The sequence below is a fragment of the Aeromicrobium sp. 10G20-16 genome (assembly GCF_055809665.1).
Genome location: NZ_CM147919.1, coordinates 284,786 through 302,379 on the forward strand (window position 1 = coordinate 284,786; position 17,594 = coordinate 302,379).

At 65.8% G+C, this 17,594-nt stretch carries 20 protein-coding genes; 3 read left to right on the forward strand and 17 right to left on the reverse strand.

Features of this window, described 5'->3' with window-relative positions; translation table 11 throughout:
- The first annotated feature begins 45 nt into the window (after positions 1-45).
- On the forward strand, positions 46-384 hold the full coding sequence (locus AC0L5F_RS01380) for an ArsR/SmtB family transcription factor (RefSeq protein WP_473314811.1): 339 nt from the start codon (positions 46-48) through the stop codon (positions 382-384).
- Here the strand turns inward: AC0L5F_RS01380 and AC0L5F_RS01385 are convergent.
- Together AC0L5F_RS01385 and AC0L5F_RS01390 are read right to left on the reverse strand one after the other, a co-directional pair.
- Positions 381-1,127, reverse strand: a complete 747-nt coding sequence (locus AC0L5F_RS01385; protein ID WP_473314812.1) for a hypothetical protein — start codon at positions 1,125-1,127, stop codon at positions 381-383. The genes AC0L5F_RS01380 and AC0L5F_RS01385 overlap by 4 nt on opposite strands.
- Before the next feature lie 20 nt (positions 1,128-1,147).
- Entirely contained in the window at positions 1,148-1,414 is a 267-nt protein-coding gene (locus tag AC0L5F_RS01390; protein ID WP_473314813.1) for a hypothetical protein, read from the reverse strand.
- A 99-nt stretch (positions 1,415-1,513) separates the two neighbouring features.
- Between AC0L5F_RS01390 and AC0L5F_RS01395 the strand changes: the two genes are divergently transcribed.
- The gene (locus AC0L5F_RS01395) at positions 1,514-1,954 is read left to right on the forward strand and encodes a MerR family DNA-binding transcriptional regulator (protein WP_473314814.1); all 441 of its coding nucleotides are present in this window, start codon (positions 1,514-1,516) and stop codon (positions 1,952-1,954) included.
- Here the strand turns inward: AC0L5F_RS01395 and AC0L5F_RS01400 are convergent.
- Genes AC0L5F_RS01400 through arsB form a run of 3 tightly spaced genes read right to left on the reverse strand, consistent with a single transcriptional unit; the run spans position 1,951 to position 4,118 of the window.
- Complete coding sequence (locus AC0L5F_RS01400; protein WP_473314815.1) at positions 1,951-2,391, reverse strand: arsenate reductase ArsC; 441 nt, start codon at positions 2,389-2,391, stop codon at positions 1,951-1,953. The two genes, AC0L5F_RS01395 and AC0L5F_RS01400, sit on opposite strands and share 4 nt — an antisense overlap.
- 15 nt (positions 2,392-2,406) lie before the next feature.
- Positions 2,407-3,027: an arsenate-mycothiol transferase ArsC gene (locus AC0L5F_RS01405; RefSeq protein ID WP_473314816.1), complete on the reverse strand. Its 621-nt coding sequence runs from the start codon at positions 3,025-3,027 to the stop codon at positions 2,407-2,409.
- Positions 3,024-4,118 carry an ACR3 family arsenite efflux transporter gene (gene arsB, locus AC0L5F_RS01410; RefSeq protein ID WP_473314817.1) on the reverse strand — a complete coding sequence of 365 codons (1,095 nt, stop codon included), beginning with the start codon at positions 4,116-4,118 and terminating at the stop codon, positions 3,024-3,026. The genes AC0L5F_RS01405 and arsB overlap by 4 nt, the downstream gene beginning before the upstream one ends.
- 79 nt (positions 4,119-4,197) lie before the next feature.
- On the opposite strand from arsB, the gene AC0L5F_RS01415 reads away from it, so the two are divergent.
- A complete protein-coding gene (locus AC0L5F_RS01415; protein WP_473314818.1) occupies positions 4,198-4,866 on the forward strand; it encodes an arsenate reductase/protein-tyrosine-phosphatase family protein in 669 nt (222 codons plus the stop codon).
- Positions 4,867-5,312: 446 nt separating this feature from the next.
- Here the strand turns inward: AC0L5F_RS01415 and AC0L5F_RS01420 are convergent, their stop codons facing one another.
- The 12 genes from AC0L5F_RS01420 to AC0L5F_RS01475 form a co-directional block, all read right to left on the reverse strand.
- Entirely contained in the window at positions 5,313-6,077 is a 765-nt protein-coding gene (locus AC0L5F_RS01420) for a class I SAM-dependent methyltransferase (protein WP_473314819.1), read from the reverse strand.
- An 83-nt stretch (positions 6,078-6,160) separates the two neighbouring features.
- Positions 6,161-6,811, reverse strand: coding sequence for a DsbA family protein (locus tag AC0L5F_RS01425; RefSeq protein WP_473314820.1), 651 nt, complete (start codon positions 6,809-6,811; stop codon positions 6,161-6,163).
- Positions 6,808-7,722: a cation diffusion facilitator family transporter gene (locus tag AC0L5F_RS01430; RefSeq protein ID WP_473314821.1), complete on the reverse strand. Its 915-nt coding sequence runs from the start codon at positions 7,720-7,722 to the stop codon at positions 6,808-6,810. The genes AC0L5F_RS01425 and AC0L5F_RS01430 overlap by 4 nt, the downstream gene beginning before the upstream one ends.
- Positions 7,722-8,444, reverse strand: a complete 723-nt coding sequence (locus tag AC0L5F_RS01435; RefSeq protein WP_473314822.1) for a cation diffusion facilitator family transporter — start codon at positions 8,442-8,444, stop codon at positions 7,722-7,724. Before AC0L5F_RS01435 ends, AC0L5F_RS01430 begins: the two co-directional genes overlap by 1 nt.
- Complete coding sequence (locus AC0L5F_RS01440; RefSeq protein ID WP_473314823.1) at positions 8,437-8,802, reverse strand: ArsR/SmtB family transcription factor; 366 nt, start codon at positions 8,800-8,802, stop codon at positions 8,437-8,439. The genes AC0L5F_RS01435 and AC0L5F_RS01440 overlap by 8 nt, the downstream gene beginning before the upstream one ends.
- A gap of 341 nt (positions 8,803-9,143) precedes the next feature.
- The gene (locus AC0L5F_RS01445) at positions 9,144-10,823 is read right to left on the reverse strand and encodes a type IV secretory system conjugative DNA transfer family protein (protein WP_473314824.1); all 1,680 of its coding nucleotides are present in this window, start codon (positions 10,821-10,823) and stop codon (positions 9,144-9,146) included.
- Entirely contained in the window at positions 10,820-11,341 is a 522-nt protein-coding gene (locus AC0L5F_RS01450; RefSeq protein ID WP_473314825.1) for a hypothetical protein, read from the reverse strand. The genes AC0L5F_RS01445 and AC0L5F_RS01450 overlap by 4 nt, the downstream gene beginning before the upstream one ends.
- Positions 11,338-12,393, reverse strand: a complete 1,056-nt coding sequence (locus tag AC0L5F_RS01455; protein ID WP_473314826.1) for a serine/arginine repetitive matrix protein 2 — start codon at positions 12,391-12,393, stop codon at positions 11,338-11,340. Before AC0L5F_RS01455 ends, AC0L5F_RS01450 begins: the two co-directional genes overlap by 4 nt.
- The gene (locus AC0L5F_RS01460) at positions 12,390-13,931 is read right to left on the reverse strand and encodes an ATP-binding protein (RefSeq protein ID WP_473314827.1); all 1,542 of its coding nucleotides are present in this window, start codon (positions 13,929-13,931) and stop codon (positions 12,390-12,392) included. The genes AC0L5F_RS01455 and AC0L5F_RS01460 overlap by 4 nt, the downstream gene beginning before the upstream one ends.
- A complete protein-coding gene (locus tag AC0L5F_RS01465; RefSeq protein WP_473314828.1) occupies positions 13,928-14,335 on the reverse strand; it encodes a hypothetical protein in 408 nt (135 codons plus the stop codon). The genes AC0L5F_RS01460 and AC0L5F_RS01465 overlap by 4 nt, the downstream gene beginning before the upstream one ends.
- 499 nt (positions 14,336-14,834) lie before the next feature.
- Positions 14,835-16,301 carry an SCO6880 family protein gene (locus AC0L5F_RS01470; RefSeq protein ID WP_473314829.1) on the reverse strand — a complete coding sequence of 489 codons (1,467 nt, stop codon included), beginning with the start codon at positions 16,299-16,301 and terminating at the stop codon, positions 14,835-14,837.
- 6 nt (positions 16,302-16,307) lie between these two features.
- On the reverse strand, positions 16,308-17,570 hold the full coding sequence (locus AC0L5F_RS01475; RefSeq protein WP_473314830.1) for a TrbL/VirB6 family protein: 1,263 nt from the start codon (positions 17,568-17,570) through the stop codon (positions 16,308-16,310).
- Positions 17,571-17,594 lie beyond the last annotated feature (24 nt).

The window sequence follows — 17,594 nt, forward strand, 5'->3', positions numbered from 1 at the left end:
TAGCCGAGCATCGACGGATGTCAATGCGTTGGATAGGGTGAGGTCATGCCCACCACCGTCGAACCTGTCGTGTCGGTCTGTTGCTCGCCCATCACCAAGGGTGTGATGACTGCCGGCGACGCCGCTGGTCTGGCTGCCAAGTTCAAGGCGATGGGGGACCCGACGAGGCTCCGCCTCCTGTCGATGGTGGCCGCATCCGATGGCGGCGAAGCCTGCGTGTGCGACCTCAACGAGCCGCTCGCCCTGAGCCAGGGGACGGTCAGTCACCACCTGGGTGTGCTGGTCAAGGCGGGTCTGCTGACGCGGACCAAACGCGGCGTCTGGTCGTACTACGCGCTGGTGCCGGGCGCCCTCCCGGAGCTGGCAGACACGTTGCGCGTCTAGGTTTGCGGCTGCCGGCAGGAGCGAAGAAGGTCTTCGTCTCTGCTCACCACCCGGGGAACAAGTCGGACGTACGCGACCATTGCCACGAGTTCGACCAGCGTCTGGGTCACCACGACCACGGCGGCCAGCGAGAACGTGTCGGACAGCGCCAACGCCAGCGGCAGGACGACCAAGGAATTGCGGGTGGCGCCGGAGAAGATGAGTGCGATGGACCGGGGCCGGTCGAGGCGGACGGTGCGGGCCAGCAGTGCACCGACGGCGGCGAGGATGACGAACCAGGCGACGTATACGGGCACCACGCCGGCGACGTCGCCGAAGCGGTCGGTGATGTCGGTGACCTGGGAGGCGATGACGGCGAACAAGGTGGCCATCATCAGCGGCACCATCAGCGCCGCCATGACCGTCTCCACGGTTCGGGCGGCGGCGAACCTGCGCGAGAGCGCTTGGGTCGCGGCCGCCAGGGCGAGCGGGATGGCGATGAGGACGACGAAGGCATGGATGAACGGGCCGGCCTTGACGATGTAGGCGAGGTCGGAGCCGACGAACAGGTACAGGTAGGCCGGCAGGAGCAGCAGCTGGAGCAGCATCAGCAGGGGCGCGGCGGCGACCAGCCGTTCGGCTGATCCGCCTGCCACTCCGGCGAACACGATGACGTAGTCGATGCGCGGGGTCAGCAGCACCAGCAGCACACCCACGAGCACCGCCTGGTCGTCGGGCAGGAACTGGATGAGCCCCCAGACCACGAGGGGTGTGCCGATGAAGTTCAGCGCGAGAACCGCTCCGAGGAATGGATGTCTCGGAAGCTTGCCGCCATGTCGAGGAACGGGACCTGGAGGAACGTCTCGAACAGCAGAGCGGCCAGCACTGGCTCGATGGCGTGCTCCATCACCTCGCTGGTGCCGGCCGGGGTTGCCAGGCCGAAGGGCACAGCTGCGCCGATGGCGGCCAGGTAGAGGCCGATCTGGTGGTTCTCGGCGGTCTGGACGACACGGAACAGGACAGATGACAGAGGCAGTTGTTGGGGCGTCATAGGCGGGTTCCGTTCAGCGGCCTGGGCGACAAGTGGGTGCGGCCGTGCCGCGGTGTCACCGTAGACTTTCAACCCGGGTCGAATGTCTACTCTGGGCGCATGCGGATCTCTGAGGTCGCGGCTCGGTCGGGCCTGTCCACCAGCACGCTGCGGTACTACGACACCATCGGACTGATCGAGGCGCAACGTGAACCCAACGGCTACCGCACGTACGACGAGACCGTGCTGGATCAGCTGTCGTTCATCGACGGGGCCAAGCAGCTGGACCTGCCCCTTCTCGAGATCGCTGAACTCCTGGGGGTCGTCAGCGGCGACACGTGTACGCGCGTCCGTGACGTCCTCCACCCCAAGCTGGAGCAGCGCCTGCGCGAGGTCGACGAGCGCCTCAAGGTGCTCCAGCAACTCCGACGGCGCCTGGTCGGCGCCAGCGAGCGGGTCGGCGCGTGCCCCGACCGCGCTGGCTCCTGTCGGTCAGAGTGCATGCTTGTCGATCCTGTTGGGAGCAACGCGGTCGCGTCCTCTCAGCCCAAGAAGCCCTAGGTCGTCGAAGGCGCATCCGCGGAAGGCGCGCTGGCGGCTCGGAGCGATTCGACGAGCTCTTCGATGCGTCGGCGGATGTCGTCGCGGATGGGCCGGACTGCCTCGATGCCTTGGCCGGCGGGATCGTCGAGCTCCCAGTCCTCGTAGCGTTTGCCGGGGAGGTAGGGGCACTCGTCGCCGCAGCCCATGGTGATGACGACGTCGGAGGCGATGACGGCGTCGTCGGTGAGCTTCTTGGGCTGTTCGCCGGCGATGTCGATGCCGACCTCGGCCATGGCCTCGACGGCGGTGGGGTTGATCTGGTTGCCGGGCATGGAGCCGGCCGACAGGACGTCGATGCGGTCGCCGGCCAGCGCGGTGAGGAAGCCGGCGGCCATCTGGGAGCGGCCGGCGTTGTGGACGCAGACGAACAGGACGGAGGGCTTGGTGTCGGTCATGGTGGTCTCCTCGGGTCAGAGGTTGAGGTCGCGCAGGAGCGCGGTGATGCGGGCTTGGATGTCGTCGCGGATGTCGCGGACCTGGTCGAGGCTCTTGCCGTCGGGATCGGTGACGTCCCAGTCCTCGTAGCGCTTGCCCGGGAAGACGGGACAGGTGTCGCCGCAGCCCATCGTGATGATGATGTCGGCGGCGTGGAGCACGCTGTCGGACAGCGGCTTGGGGTAGGCGTCGGTCAGGGCGATGCCACGCTCGGCCAGGACGTCGACGGCCATCGGGTTCAGCTCGCCGGTGGGCTGGGATCCGGCGGAGCGCACGTGCACCTTGCCGGGTGCGAGGTGCTCTGCCAGCGCCGCGGCGATCTGGGAGCGGCCGGCGTTCTGGACGCAGACGAACAATAGCTCGGGAACGGTCTTGGCGGTCCTGCCGTCGGCCTGGGCGCCGGCGGCGAGAAGCTCGGCGGCATACCTCTTGACGAGGACGGGCAGGAAGGTGCGCACCATTGCCTGCGGTTCGAGTGCCTGCTGGGCGCTGTGGACGGCCTCGTCGATCTCCGAGTGGCTGAACACTCCGTCGAAGGAGTAGTTCAGCTCCTCGACGATGACGGTCGGGTCGAACGGCTGTTGGGTGTCGGTCATGTCCGGACTCCATCGGTGTGGGGAAAGAACCTGCGGGACCAGAGGGAGACGTAGACGAGCCCGACGAGCACGGGAACCTCGATCAGCGGTCCGACGACTCCGGCAAGGGCCTGACCAGACGTGACGCCGAACGTGCCAATGGCCACAGCGATCGCCAGCTCGAAGTTATTGCCGGCCGCGGTGAAGGCGAGCGTGGCGGTCTTGGCGTAGCCGAGGTCGAGCCAGCGGCCGATGACCATGCCAGCGGCGAAGGTGATGGCGAAGTACACCAGCAGGGGGATGGCGATGCGGACGACGTCGAGGGGTCGGTTGGTGATCGCGTCGCCCTGCAGGGCGAAGAGCACGACGATGGTGAACAGCAGGCCGTACAGCGCCCAGGGGCCGAGCTTCGGCAGGAAGGTGCCTTCGTACCAGTCGCGGCCCTTGGCGCGCTCGCCGATGGTGCGGGTCAGGAAGCCAGCCACGAGGGGGATGCCGAGGAACACGAGCACGCTGGCGGTGATGGCCCAGACCGAGAAGTCGGCCGACGTGGTCTCCAGGCCGAGCCAGCCAGGCAGGGTCTGCAGGTAGAACCAGCCGAGTGCGGCGAACGCGAGGACCTGGAACACCGAGTTGATCGCCACCAGGACAGCGGCTGCCTCACGGTCTCCGCAGGCCAGGTCGTTCCAGATGAGCACCATCGCGATGCAGCGGGCGAGCCCCACGATGATCAGGCCGGTGCGGAACTCCGGCAGGTCGGGCAGAAGCAACCAGGCGAGGGCGAACATCAGCGCGGGGCCGAGGACCCAGTTCATGACCAGGGAGGCGATGAGGAGCTTGCGGTCGCCGGTGACGCGGTTGGTCTCGTTGTAGCGCACCTTCGCGAGCACCGGGTACATCATCACCAGCAGTCCGATGGCGATGGGCAGCGAGACGGACCCGACCTTCACCGAGTCCAGAGCGTCGTCGAGGCCGTCGATGGTCCGTCCGAGGACGAGGCCGATGACCATCGCGATGATGATCCAGACCGGCAGGAACCGGTCGAGGCGCGACAGGCCGGCGATGACGTCGGGCTCGGCGCGGTGGCTGGACTGGGGTGCTGCTGACGTCACACGTGCTCCTCGGTGCTGGATGGCGGTCTGCCTGAGCAACATCTTGACGCCGCGAACTCTCTCAGTCAAACTTGACTCAATGAACATTGAGAAACTTCAGGCGCTGACTCGCCGTGCCGATCGCCACTCCGCGCTGTCCGACGTCATGCGCCTGGCCGTCGTCGACGAGCTCTCGGTCGGGGACAGGTCGCCTGGCGAGCTTCAGGCGGCGCTCGGGCTGTCCTCGAGCCTGCTGGCGCACCACCTGAAGGTGCTCCAGTGCGCAGGCATCGTGGCGAGGCGGCGCTCCGAAGGCGACCGGCGCCGGACCTACTTGACCTTGACGGACCTCACCGTCGCCGAGCGCGGAGAGACTCTGTCAGACGTGACCCGCGTGCTGTTCGTCTGCACCGCCAACTCGGCCCGGTCCCAGCTCGCGGCCGCCCTCTGGGCGAGCGTGAGCGGCACGGCAGGGGCATCGGCTGGGACTCAGCCCGCGGCCGAGATTGCTGAAGGCGCCCGGGCCGTGGCCGAGCGCCATGGACTCGCACTGCAAGGGGTGCCGCCCCGTCGCTTCGACTCGGTGGTCGACGACGGTGACCTGGTCGTCGCGGTGTGCGACAACGCTTACGAGGACCTCGGCGACCTCATCGACATTCACTGGTCGGTACCCGACCCAGTCCGCTTGAGCGACAACCCTGCGTTCGAACTGGCCTACGAGGAACTCAGCAAGCGCGTGAAACACCTGGCGCCGCTGGTTCGCGCCTGACGGTCTCAGCTCCGCGGGTGGCTACGTCTCCGCGGCTTGAGGCCAGGTGCGTCGGACAGAAATTACACCACCATGACCGTGACCCCCAGCAGGTAGGTGCCGAGCAGCCAGGCGCCTTCGGCGCGACTGACGTCGGCCGGCCGCGGAGTCAAGAATGGTAGCGCCGGCACGACTGTCAGCACGACGACAACCAGCAGGTAAGCGAAGCCCCCACCTTGACGCGGTCGTCGCATTGGCGCCTGAACTGAACCAGGCACGAACTAACTGTCTGATTCTGGGCGCCATGCACCTGCGTCATAGCGGGCGCACTGACGGGTGGTTGACGCGGATAAGCTGCTGAACTTGTTCACCTGGACAAGCTCTGTGAGAGAACTACGCGCAGTCCGTCTCCAGCGATGTTCCCGCAGCGGTCAGGTCCGCGAAGATCAGAACGATCGAGAGGTCGCTCATATTCGGAGCGACGTCTCATCAGCAGTCCTGTGCGGGAGCGGCTTGGGCTGAGCGACGACCAGGTAGAGCGCTCCGCCCGCGGCTGAGTCGACGGCGATCTCGTCCATATGGCGACGGACGGAGAGCCAGGGCTGAATGTTCTCGTAGGCGCCGTTGACACCGAACACGGCAAGACTCGCTCGACCCAGGCCGACGGCCCACTCGGGCCAGCCAGGAGGCCGGCGAAAGCCGCCGACGGCAAGTCGCCCGCTAGTGGGCCTGAGTTGAGCGGCGAGATCTCTGATCAGTTCATCCTGTTCCGCAATCATCTCCAGTGAAGCGGTTGCCACGACGGCTCGCGTGCCTGGGGGAAGTCGAACCGATCGAATGTCGTCTTGGATGAAACTCACCTGGAACAGATGGAGACGCTCGGCCCGGCGTCGGGCATGATCAAGCATCTTGGCAGAAAGATCGACCCCGACGACCTGACCATGCTCGCCCACCGCTTGGGCCAAACTCGGCAAGTTGACCCCGGTCCCGCAGCCCAGATCCACGACGGTGTCTCCCAGACGAAGGTCGAGCAGATCGACCGCTCGATCCTGTAATCGACGAGCGCCCAGCGGGCGGAATATCCATGCCGCGACATCGTAGATGGGGGCAAGGCGGTCGTAGAGATGTTGTACCTCGTCAGCATCGAGAATGCCGTCTTCGGATGAGCGACGGACCGCGTAGCCAACGGACGTGACGGCGGCCGCCGTTAGCCAAAGTCTTCGGTGCTTCATGATGGCCCTCCCAATTCGACGCGAGGATAGATCGTTGGTGGAGTTGCACTCGGACCTGATCAGGGTGTGATTCTCAAGCTAGATCACTCTGCGAGGGCTTGGTCGATGGCCTGGATGAACTCCTCGGTCGTGGACGGCAGGAGGGGCTTGCCGTTGAGGTAGAAGGACGGTGTTCCGGTCACGCCGAGCCTCGTGGCGTCGTCCACGTCTCTCTGGACTCGGGCGGCAACGTCGGGGCTGGCGACGTCTGCGTCGTACTGGGTCATGTCGAGCCCGAGGTCCTCGGCGTACGTGCGGAAGAGCGCCGCCTTGGAGTCGCTGGACTCGCCCCACTCCCCCTGGGTCTCGTACATCTGCTTGTACATCTGCTCGAACCTGCCCTGGCGGGCTGCGGACTCGACCGCGTAGGCGGCGTTGTTCGCATTCTTGTGGCTTGGTATCGGGAAGTAGCGGATCACGAAGGTGACCTGGCCGTCGTACCGCTCGCGCAACTGCTCGACAAAGGGGTAGGCCGCGCGGCACGACTCGCACTCGAAGTCGAGGAACTCCACCAGCGTGACCTTGTCGTCGTCCGCCGTGGCGAGGCGGTGGCTGTCGGAACGGACGGTGATGTTCATGCGCTCGGCAGCGTCGGCCGGCTCTGGAGCAGTGATCCCCTGGTAGGTGATGGCCCCGCCGAACAGCACGACGGCCACGAGTCCCACGAGGAGCGCGATCCTGGTCTGTCGGGTCACCAGTCGACCTCGTGGCACTCGCGAGCCGCGCTGCGCTCCACCTGGAGCGTCGCATGCTCGATCTGGTAGTCGCTTCGCAGGATCGTGCGGGCGTCGTCGAGGATGCGGGGCAGGTCGTCGGTGTCGGCGCCCACGAGGTGGGCCGTGGCCACGTTCATGCCCGAGGTGAGCACCCAGACGTGGAGGTCGTGGACGTCGGTGACCCCGGGGATGGCTGCAAGCTTGCCCGCGACCTCATCGATCACCATCCCCTCTGGAACGTGCTGACCGAGCACGGCGAGCACCTGACGACCGAGCATCACGGCCCTGACCGCGACGAAGACCCCGATGGCCAGGGCGACGACGGTGTCCCACCACGGCTGACCCGTCATGAGGATCAGGATGCCCGCGGCGATGACCCCCACCGATCCGGCGGTGTCGGCCACGACCTCGAAGTAGGCGCCTTTCACGTTGAGACTCTCGTCGGCGCCGCCGCGAAGCATCAGCATGACGATGATGTTGACGAGCAGCCCGAGTGCGCCGACGACGATCATCGGTGTCGAGGACACGTCGGGGTCGCTGCCGACGCGGGTGAGTGCTTCGATCACGACGTAGATCGAGACGCCGAGCATGATCAGCACCGTCAGGCCGGATGCGAAGACCTCGGCCCGGTACGACCCGAACGTCCGTCTGCCGGTGGTGTCGTTGCGGGTGGCGATCTTGGTCGCCGCGAGCGCCGCACCGAGCGCGACGACATCGGCAGCCATGTGGCCAGCGTCCGAAATCAGGGCGAGCGACTCCGCGAGCAGGCCGTAGACGAGCTCGACGAAGAAGAACGCGAAGATCAGCGCGAACGCGATCGCGAGCTTGCGGCGGTGCCGACCGCCGGCGTGACCCGCCGGTGCCGGCGAGTGGCTGTGTCCTGCACCCATTACTGTCCTCCGTTCATCTCGATCGGGACGACCGCGGGTTCGGTCGCGGTCGTGCAACAGGCGTCCCGGCAGCCGACACACCCGCACTCAGAGGCCTCTGCGCCGCTGCTGATCGGCGAGCAGCAGCCCTCTCCCCGCCACGCCTCGACGCCCTCGCGCGCGGCGACGGCGGCGATGACCAGTCCGGCGATCGGGTCGGCCCACGACCACCCCAGGGTGGAGTTGAGCAGCAGGCCAACGAGCAGGACGGCCGACAGGTAGGTGCACAACAGAGTCTGTGTTCCGTCTGCGTAGACCGCGTTGGAACCGAGGGCCCGGCCCGTACGACGCTGGGCGTAGGAGATGAAGGGCATGACGAGGAGTGACACGGCCGCCAGGACGATGCCGACGGTTGAGGGCTGAGAGTCATAGCCGGAGATCAGGCCACGCATGGACTCGTACCCGACGTAGGCGGCCAGCGCGAAGAACGAGAACGCCAGCAGTCGCAGCGCCTGGCGCTCGCGCGACAGTGGGATCTGGTGCGAGAACTGCCACAAGATGATCAGCCCGCTGGACACCTCGACCACCGAGTCCAGACCGAACCCGACCAGCGCCACGGATCCGGCGACGAGTCCGGCACTGATGGCGATGGCCGCCTCGACGACGTTGTAGGCGACCGAGATACCGGCGAGCGTCTTGGCCCGTCGACCCAAGCGCGCCATCTTCGGGTCGACGTCAGTCAAGCGCGCTCACCCCGTGGTTGGGGCACAGTGTGACAGCGAAGCCAGTCAGGTCCAACAGCTTCTCTGCAGCCGCCAGCAGCTCTGTGGTCGCTTCAGGATGCGTCACGCTGAACACCGACGCGCGCCCTTGTGGACGAGAGGTGACCAACCCGCAGTCCTTCAAGCAGGCCAGATGCTTCGACACCGTCGACTGCGCGAGACCCAGGTGCTCGGTCAGCTCGACGACCCGGTGCTCACCGAGCAAAAGGTGCTGCAGGATCACCAGCCGCGATCGATCGCTGAACCCGTGGAACAGGCATGCAGCAGCTGTCAGGGCTGACTCAGGCTTCTGATCGAAAGCGGGACTCATCATCGTCATTTGACGATGCTAAGTGAGATGCAAAAAACATTCAAGAGGAATCGGCCTTCGGCGGCCTCGGTGCGGTCGTTTCCACACGCGGAACATCAACGGTGACGACAGCCTCTAGCGCACGACCCAGAAGCGACCCGTCACACAACACCCGTCCGATGTCGTTCCCGGGACGGAGGCCTGATCTGGGTGCGTGTTAGTGGGCGCTATGCACTTGGCCTTCGTGGGCGGAAGGGACGTGCGCTGCAGAGTTTCGCCGCCCCGCCTATCCGCGGCGCAGAGCTTCCTCGATACCGGTCCGCTCGTCCCGGATGCGTTGGGCGTCGTGTCGCGCGGTCCAGGGGAGCATGTCAGTGACTATCGGAGCTGCAGCTCCGTAGAAGTATGAGTGCGGTCCCAAACGGCAGGGTGCGGATCGTCTCGGGCGGCATGACTGGGACTCGACGCGTGGAGCGTTGGAGGGATCTCGAGCCGTGATCGCCAACTGAGGTGGTATCGGTTCTTTCGTCGTGTTCGCCGATCATCGCTGATAGGTCTTGAAGATCGCGGGCTGAGGAAGCTCCGCCGAGGATCATCTTCACGATCGAGGCATCCCAGATGGCGCCAGCAGCGTGGTCACCCCACTTGTTGCGAGCCTGGGACAGCGACTGGAGCACAGGCATGGTGGTGATCCCGGTGCCACCGCCTTCGGCCATGAGTACGGGCATCGAGGGTAGCGGTGAGAGGTTACCGATCTCATCGAGTGCCAGCAGCAGCGGTGGGTCAAGCCTGGCGCCGGGCGACGCGGCGGCCAGATGTCGAGCAGTCTCCACCAGGTCCTCGATGAAGGCGGCGACCAGTGACCATGAGGCGCCGGCTCCGGCGCCGGTCGCGAGCAGGTAGAGCGTGCCGTTGTTGGTAAGGAACTCGACGGGGTCGAAATGTTCACCCGGGCGCGGGGTGACGGCATCGAGCACGCGGGGGTCGGCCAGGCAAGACAGCGCCAACGAGACGCCCATCCAGATCGAGTCCCGGGTACGGGGGTCGGAGTGGATCATGGCCTCCAGCGCGTCTGCCCATCCCGGTGCGGCATTGGCGTGGGTCGACAAGATCGCGACGGCGTCGGATGCGGCTGACGGCGAGAGCGTCCAGGCAAACAGTTCGCTCGGGTTGCGGTCGTCAAGAGCTGCGGCATGGAGCAGCGACTGGAGCGCAGTACGTGTCTTGCCTTCCCAGAACCCTCCAGACTCGACCCCGCCCGCGGACAAGCCGGTGGCCGACGCGAGCCCGGTGGCTCGGATCATCGCGGTCAGTGGGTCTTCGCAGCCACGAACTGGCGACCACCGCAGACCTGCAGGGATTCCCTCGGCGAGACGTTGGGGATCGAACACGGCGATCGGACCACAGCGCTGACGTTCTGTCAGCGTTGCGGCGATGTTGTCGGGCCGGGTTGCAGTCGTGATCACTGCCCCGGGCGCATCGAGGATCGAGTTGATGACCATGTGTAGACCTTTGCCCGACCGGGGCGGGCCGAGCAGCAGGATCGAGTCCTCGACAGAGGCCCAAACGCCGCGCCCGTGCGATGTACCGAGCAGGTACCCAATGTCGCGAGCAGTCGGTCGAGACAGTGACGGTCGCAGAGTGTGACCTCGTGCGAGCAATGCCTTCTCAGACGCGACGCCTTGCACGTCACGAGCCGTCGCGACGCCCGCGATCCGTCGCGGGTCGCGGGAAGCCGTCTGCTTGGTGTTGGCGATGAGCCGCCACGCGGCGTATGCGGCCACGCCGACGAGGCCAGCGAGCACAACCAAGACGAACCAGTAGAGGACGGCGGGAGTGCCCGAGGATTCCAACGCCCCCGCTGGGTCTGTGGGGTTGGTGAGGACACGGAAGCCTGACTCAAGCCCACCCTCTGGCCGGGGAGTGCGGGCGAGCCACGCGGCTATCGTTCCGGCCACGCGCAACATCGCAGCGAGTGAGCCGACTGCTGTGATCAGGATGAGGCCCAGGTTCACCAGTTCGTCATCGACCGAGCGTCCGCCCTGGATCATGGCGCGCCGTCGCCGAGTGCGATCGTGCCGGAGGCCCGACCGAAGAGGACGACGCCGGGTCGATCCGCCAGCAGCGCAGGTGGCAAGCGGAGTTGCGCCGTGCCGTTCTCATTCGCTACCTGCCGCGCGACGATGACCGCGACGGCGACTTCCTCGCCGGGCGCGAAGCCATCGCCGGCGATCCCGAACGCAGAGAAGAGTGCGGTATTCGGTTTGGGGTCAGCCGCTGGTGCTGGTGTCGGCAGTGATGGCGTCACGATGTCGGTGAAGGTCGAACCGTCTGGCTCGCGGATCTCAACCCGCGCAGGCGTCCCAAGATCATTGGCAATCTCGGACAGAACGCGCGAGAGATCCTCGCGTTGCAAAGCACCGTCAACTGAGTACGGCTCCCGGTCAAGGCGGACATCGAGCTTCCCCGCGTCGTTGATGGTGACCTCGACGAGCGGCATCACCACGGGCACTCGAAGAGACGCGCGGTCGTCGCGGCGGTACGGCGCTCCGGCATGCAACACACTCACAATCGAACCCCTGCCGGCTCAGACGCGAGACGCGGCACGACTGTTGGGGCCGTTCGTCTCGCGGCCGGCGTGTCGCGTATGAGTCCTGGTGGGTCTCCGTCGCCAACCTGCTGGGTGTCGAGCTCGTCGAGGATGATGACCGCTGCACCACGGACACGTTCGGCGGTCGATTGCACGACCTCGACTGGGGATTTGTCCGGCACGCTGCTTGCCCACGATGACACGTACGGCACGGTGTATGACGACGTGTCGAGCCCGTGTGCCGCACCGACCATGAGTGCTACGGATTCAGCCTCGACCTCGGCGATCCCGCGGTGCATCGTTGCGTCCGCGTTGTCTGGACCGTGGAGCATGACGTGCGCCAGTTCGTGTGCGAGCGTTTTGGCTTGGGCTGCGTCGTCCATGTCCATTCGCACCGAGACCTCGCGGGTCATGTAGTCAGTGAGTCCGTTGGCGCCTCCGATCGACGTCGCGTTGGACACCAATCGAAGCCCGAATCCGCGTGCCTCGATCTGGTCGGCGAGTCCGTCCCACAACCCCTCGGGTCCTTGTCCCTTGAGCAAGACTGGCTGGGAAGTCTCGGGAATCGGCTCCCCGTCGGTTTGCGAGACGTCCCAGACGTACGCCGGCTTCAGGCCAACGAGACGGGAGCGGACGGCCTCGCCCCACTGCGGCTTCTCACCACGACCCAAGCGCCGCCACGACTCAGCGTTCTGCGGAGTGGACGACGCAAAGCGAGCAGTGACCGGCGCAAGGATCGCGTACCCGGACTGCGCCTTCATCACGTGCCGGTTGAGGTTGATCCACTGCTTGAAACCGGCCACGTAGGTCGGCATCGGCGTGGGCACACGGCCTTCCTCAAAGGCGGCGTGGTGCTGGACGTAGATCAGCATGGTGTTGTTGAAGGAGCGAGAGCGGAACTTCGCTGCAAACTCCAGCGCGCGCTTCCAGTCCTCGCCGGTCACGAGCGAACCCACCGACTGAGTCAGTTGCTGCTGGAGCGCTTCGAGCTTCGCCTCGCGTGCAGCGAGATCCCGCGTCTGTGCTTTCATCGATCGCCACCTCCTGCGGTCGTCTCCTCAGACGCCAGGTGCGCGGACAGACCCGGGTCGTTCATTCGACCGGTCGTGTCGAAGAGCTCGAGCTCTGCGGGGTGGAGTTGGTGTTGCACAACGAATGACCTGTGCTTGATCCGCCATAGCCCCTGCCCGGTACCGAGCGTTGGCAGCAGCGATTGCTCGGTGCCGGTGAGCCCGAGGGCGGCGGCAGTCGATCCGAGTTGGTCGGATTCCTGTCGATAGACCACGCGTGTCTCGGCATTCGCGAGCAGCGATGAGGCAAGCGCCCGCATTGCGGAACCTTGGTCGCCGACGTTGTCGAGGTCGGAGAGCTTGTGGAAGATCAGCATGTTTGCGATCCCGTAGTGACGCGCCAGCCGCCAGTGTGCGTCCATGCGTCGCAGCAACGCCGGATGCGACATCAGCCGCCATGCCTCGTCGTACACGACCCATCGCTGCCCGCCGTTCGGGTCGAGCAGGGCCGACTCCATCCAGGCGGAAGCGCAGGTCATCAGCACCGAGATCAACATCGCGTTCTCGGTGACTCGTGACAGGTCGAGCGACACCATCGGCAGTGTCGGGTCGAAGCGAACCGTGCTCGGCCCATCGAAAAGCCCGGCGAGGTCACCCGCGACAAGGCGACGCAGCGCGTGACCAGCCAGACGGCTGTCCTCAGCCAGTCGACCATCAGTGTCGTTCGCCTTGTTGGGGGCCAGCAACCGCTCGACGACCATCGGCAGCACGGGCACTTCGCAGGACTTAACAGTGTCTGTCAGTGCGATGTCGATAGCGGTGTGCTCCAGTGGCGTGAGCCGCCGGTCGAGCACAGTCTCTGCCAGTGCACCAACCAGTTCGCGGCGACGTGCGGTGACCTGTGCCAACCACTGCGCGTCGTCGATGCCGCCCGGGCGGTGCCCCTCGTCGAGCGGGTTGAGGCGGTTCGGCATCCCGTGTCCCAGTGCGATGGCCTTTCCGCCGACGGCCTCGGCGACTGCGGTGTGCTCGCCCTTGGGATCACCAGGGACGTAGACACGGCGACCAAAGGGAATCGAGCGGGTGTAGAGGCTCTTCGCAAGCGCGGATTTGCCCGCACCAACAATCCCCGCGAGTACGAGGTTCGGGGCGGTGATGAGGCCGCGGGAGTAGAGCACCCAGGGGTCGTAGACAAAGGAGCTTCCGCTGTAGAGGTCCTGTCCGACAAAGACGCCATCGCTGCCGAGGCCGCCCTCGGCGAGGAACGGGTACGCGCCAGCGAGAGTGGCCGACGTGTCCTGATGTCGCGGAAGCCGGAGCCGCCCCGGTGTCCGAAGTGCAGCAGGGCCTGACTCGCCAGCGTGAGGCAGCAGCACAGTTGCGCGTCGCTCATCAGCCAGCTCGTCCGCCTTTGTACGCGCCTTGGCCTTCCGTGTCTCGTGGTCATCAGCGAGAAGCGACTTCGCTGCGGCCTTGCGCGTACGCCGGTCCCGGCGCTTCTCGCGTCGAGGTGAGACCAGGACCGCGCTGTGAAGACGACCCTCGTTCCAGCCGGTCATAGTCCCAGCCCGTGGTCGATGGATTGGTGAGGAATGTCGGCCCAGGTGGGAGAGTCGCGGTGGGCGTAACTGATCGTCGCTTCGGAGCTGTGGGCGTGCCCGAGTGACTCGGCGACCTGGTTCAGGATCTCGGCGGAGCGGTGGAGTTCCCACGACACTTCCTGAGCTGCGACTTTTGCCGTCCGCGAGTCGCTGATCACCCAAGTCGACACCTTCGACGGGGTGTCGTGGAACGCGGCGAGTTGGTGGAGCGACTGGCTCAGGGAGGCAATGGACGAGGTGAGCGACCCGAGCATTGAGTAGATCTGGCGAGGGTCATCGATTGATCGCGTTGCGTGTGCCAACGCACGCAACGCGGTCTGCACTTCGTCGGCGTCAGCCGCCGGGTCCTCGAACGTGGGCATCGGAGCCTCCTCTTGTTCTGGTCGATCAAGAGGTGCGCACTGCTCTACGCTTGTTCGTACAGGGGCACTTTGAGGCCGTTCGTGGGCAAGTCCGTTTCAACGGTGACCCGCAACCCGGGCGGGATATCAGCCAGCCGAGCGCGGTGATCTGATTCTGGATTCACCGCAGATGTCCACTTGTAGTAAGAAGCAGTACAAGACCTAATGGGTAGCCGAATTGACCCTCACGAGGGTCAGGCAGGTCAGCGCCACCCGTGGGAAGAAGTGCCCGACGGGGACCCACTTCTGTGCGTCATGTCGGGCGTTTCACCTGACATCGAAGTCGGTGTCGCAGAAGCCGCCGTGGAACAGGTAGTGGGCACAGCGTGCGCTCCATCTACCAGCCGCGCATTGCTTCTGCCCAAGGTCGCGGGATTACAGACGACCGGTCCGGACGCCCACCACATCCAATGCGCCAGTTCGAAGCGCTCGCCTGCGACCGCATACGTCCAGCGCATTGTCAGACGGCGCGACAGAGCGGCAGCGCCGCAGCGGAAAATGCCTGTGCCTGCTGGCCCCAGAGTCGTCGTGTTTCGCAGGAGGCTTGGATGGCGGCTTGCTCGATGTCAGCGACGGCGCGCTCCAGCTCGTCCGGATCTTCGGCACTGACGGCGATGAGTCCGGTCGTGCGGAGGATGCCGTGGCCGGCGGTGAGGTCAGCTTCTTGCTGGAGGACGTCGCTGTACTCCGCGCTCTGCTGAGCGTCCTCGATCTGGCCGATGCGTTGGCGCTGGGCGGCGTCCGAGATGTACTCGGTCTTCTTCTTGCGGATGTCGCGTGCTGCCTGGTCGTTTCGCATCGGCGTGTAGAGCAGGGAGACGGTCCGACGCACACCCGACGACAACAGCAGTGGGGCAAGGAACCCTGGGAACACCAGAGACCGTGGCCACTCACTGATCCAGAGCACGCAGTGAACAGCGGAGTCGCTCCGCACCGTGCTCCAGCTCTCGCTCATCGCAACTGGGCCAGCAGTCGCGAGGTCGCGGCCGAGATCGCCGTGACGCTCCAGTGCGCGGGCGACGACAGGGTCGTAGGCAGAGCGAAGGATCAGCGCGAGGTCGCCCGGCTCCAACCAGCCGGTTGGTGCGAGGTCGGCGGCTCGAAGCGCGGCGGTGATGGTGGACATTTCCTGGCGGAGCACGGACGCTGCGCCGCGATTACCGCCGCCAGCCGCGCGGATCGCACGGGCGGCCGCCTTCATGTCAATCGACACCGACATGGTGCTGGAGTGACGCTCGCCGGCCGGGCCGGCTCGGTCGATGAGTTCGCCGTACGTCGTGGAGGGCCAAGACTCGTTCTGTTGGCCGTGCTGCGTCCACCACTCGGCCAGGCCCTTGCCGGAGTCAGGCAAGGTCCGTTCCATCACCTGCAGCGACGCGATGCGGCCCGAGCGGCACGCGGTAGCGAGGACGCGCCCCCAGCTCGTGACCCGCCGTTGTTGCTCGATGGGATCGAGCAGGATGAACGCAGGGTGGGTGACGCCAACGATCGCTGTCAGCGTTGCTTGGTGTGGGTCGTGCACCATGGCGGCGCCACTCTCAGGGTCGTGCCATTGCCGCAAACGGGCGGAATCACCGGGCAACGCAAGCGTCCCAGCAGGGCGTGGCTTCACGATACGACGACGGAAGAGGAGCTGGCCCCCGGTCGAACGCCAGGACCAGCGCCCGACGATGGGCAACCACTCGACCAGCTTTCGCCCACCGACGCTGGCGAACGCGAGGGCCGCACAGATCAGGAGGACGGGCGCGACATAGGCGAGCAGGATGCCGCCGCCGAGATAGAGCGCGGCGATGAGGGTGACGGCAGCAATGCTGACCACGACCAGTTGTGCACCCGACAGCCCCAGGAGGACTCCCCGACGCGCGAGCCGCGAGAACTTCACCGGCGACAACTCGTAGTCGCGTGTGCTTGGTGCATGGTTGCTCATGATGGCTCAGCCCTTTCGGCCGTTCGGTGAAGTGCTCGGCACCGCGTCGGCGGCATGGGGCGAGGTGGGGGTCGACGGTGACTGGTTGGCGGCATCGGTTTGCTGCGAGGCCGCCGAGCCCACGGACTGCCCCGTCTTGACGCCCGCGCTGGCAGCCTCCTTGGCGATCACAGCGCCCGCAGCCACCGCGCCACCGGCCGCTGCACCAGAACTCGACGCACCACCTGATGCCGCGCCTCCTCCCGATCCGCCCGCCGGTGACGGGCCGCCGCCTGATCCGGATGCGCCGTTCCCCCCATCGAGAACCTTGCTCGGATCGGAGCCGGAACGCATGCTCGTCGGGATTGGCAGCGGCCGATTGAGCGCGGACTTGGCTTCCTGCTCGGCTGACATCGCGTGATACATGTCGAAGCCCATGAAGCTGATTGCCTTGTAGGTCAGGTACGGTGCGAAACCAGCCATGAGCATCAGGACTACCCCGGCGATCGGTTCGCTGACGGACTGGAGATCGGAGTCGATCGGTGCGGAGACTTGGGCTGTGGCGAGAAGGAAGATCACCACGAGGACGGCTTTGGAGATGATCAGGGCGATCACGAACTGCGCCCACTTGCCAACCCAACTTCGGGTCTGATCCCAGCTTGAACCGGCCATGGCGATGGGTGCGAAGACGATTGCGATGAGGAGCAGCGCCTTGCGGATGAGGAGGCTGATCCAGACGATGACGGCCGCGCCGATCGCGAGTCCGGCGATGAAGATCGTGATGATTGCACCAGCGCCAGGGGCCGCGATGTTGAGTCCGACGAGCCCAGTTGCGAGTAGCGCGATCCGGTCGCCCATCTCTTCCATGTTGGTGCCTGCCGCGCGGACTATGCCGATGCAGAGTTGGTCGGCGATCTCCAGCGCCGAGGCGAGGAGGGTGAGTGCGACGAATGACCCGAGGATGGACTTTGCGAGCCCGGTCGCGGCACGGGAGAGCGCCGCAGGTTCTCGTCGGATCATGCCTCCGATGACCTGGAGCATGAAGAAACCCAACATGACGAACACGGCGACGCCGAACAGGATGTTGTAGACCTTCGTGTACTCGCTGCTCGTGACGTCGACCATCGTGGTGGAGTCGAAGATCTTCCAGACCGACTCGAACATCCAACCAGCGGCACCGCCCATCGCTTGAGCGAGCCAGTCGAATGGGGCGGTGACGAGACTGGCAGCGGCGTCTCCAGCCTTGTCGCAGACAGTCGAGATGATGGGTACGTCGCAGACGTCAACCATGGGGTCGTCCTCTCGGGGGTATGT

Excerpts from the sequence above, each read along its gene's own strand:
- AC0L5F_RS01455 (WP_473314826.1), bottom strand. The coding sequence starts at position 12,393 with ATGAAAGCACAGACGCGGGATCTCGCTGCACGCGAGGCGAAGCTCGAA.
- AC0L5F_RS01445 (WP_473314824.1), bottom strand. The coding sequence starts at position 10,823 with ATGATCCAGGGCGGACGCTCGGTCGATGACGAACTGGTGAACCTGGGC.
- AC0L5F_RS01465 (WP_473314828.1), bottom strand. The coding sequence starts at position 14,335 with ATGCCCACGTTCGAGGACCCGGCGGCTGACGCCGACGAAGTGCAGACC.
- AC0L5F_RS01475 (WP_473314830.1), bottom strand. The coding sequence starts at position 17,570 with ATGGTTGACGTCTGCGACGTACCCATCATCTCGACTGTCTGCGACAAG.
- AC0L5F_RS01430 (WP_473314821.1), bottom strand. The coding sequence starts at position 7,722 with ATGGGTGCAGGACACAGCCACTCGCCGGCACCGGCGGGTCACGCCGGC.
- AC0L5F_RS01440 (WP_473314823.1), bottom strand. The coding sequence starts at position 8,802 with ATGACGATGATGAGTCCCGCTTTCGATCAGAAGCCTGAGTCAGCCCTG.
- AC0L5F_RS01405 (WP_473314816.1), bottom strand. The coding sequence starts at position 3,027 with ATGACCGACACCCAACAGCCGTTCGACCCGACCGTCATCGTCGAGGAG.
- AC0L5F_RS01390 (WP_473314813.1), bottom strand. The coding sequence starts at position 1,414 with ATGACGCCCCAACAACTGCCTCTGTCATCTGTCCTGTTCCGTGTCGTC.
- AC0L5F_RS01395 (WP_473314814.1), top strand. The coding sequence starts at position 1,514 with ATGCGGATCTCTGAGGTCGCGGCTCGGTCGGGCCTGTCCACCAGCACG.
- AC0L5F_RS01460 (WP_473314827.1), bottom strand. The coding sequence starts at position 13,931 with ATGACCGGCTGGAACGAGGGTCGTCTTCACAGCGCGGTCCTGGTCTCA.
- AC0L5F_RS01470 (WP_473314829.1), bottom strand. The coding sequence starts at position 16,301 with ATGAGCAACCATGCACCAAGCACACGCGACTACGAGTTGTCGCCGGTG.
- AC0L5F_RS01420 (WP_473314819.1), bottom strand. The coding sequence starts at position 6,077 with ATGAAGCACCGAAGACTTTGGCTAACGGCGGCCGCCGTCACGTCCGTT.
- AC0L5F_RS01415 (WP_473314818.1), top strand. The coding sequence starts at position 4,198 with ATGAACATTGAGAAACTTCAGGCGCTGACTCGCCGTGCCGATCGCCAC.
- AC0L5F_RS01400 (WP_473314815.1), bottom strand. The coding sequence starts at position 2,391 with ATGACCGACACCAAGCCCTCCGTCCTGTTCGTCTGCGTCCACAACGCC.
- AC0L5F_RS01380 (WP_473314811.1), top strand. The coding sequence starts at position 46 with ATGCCCACCACCGTCGAACCTGTCGTGTCGGTCTGTTGCTCGCCCATC.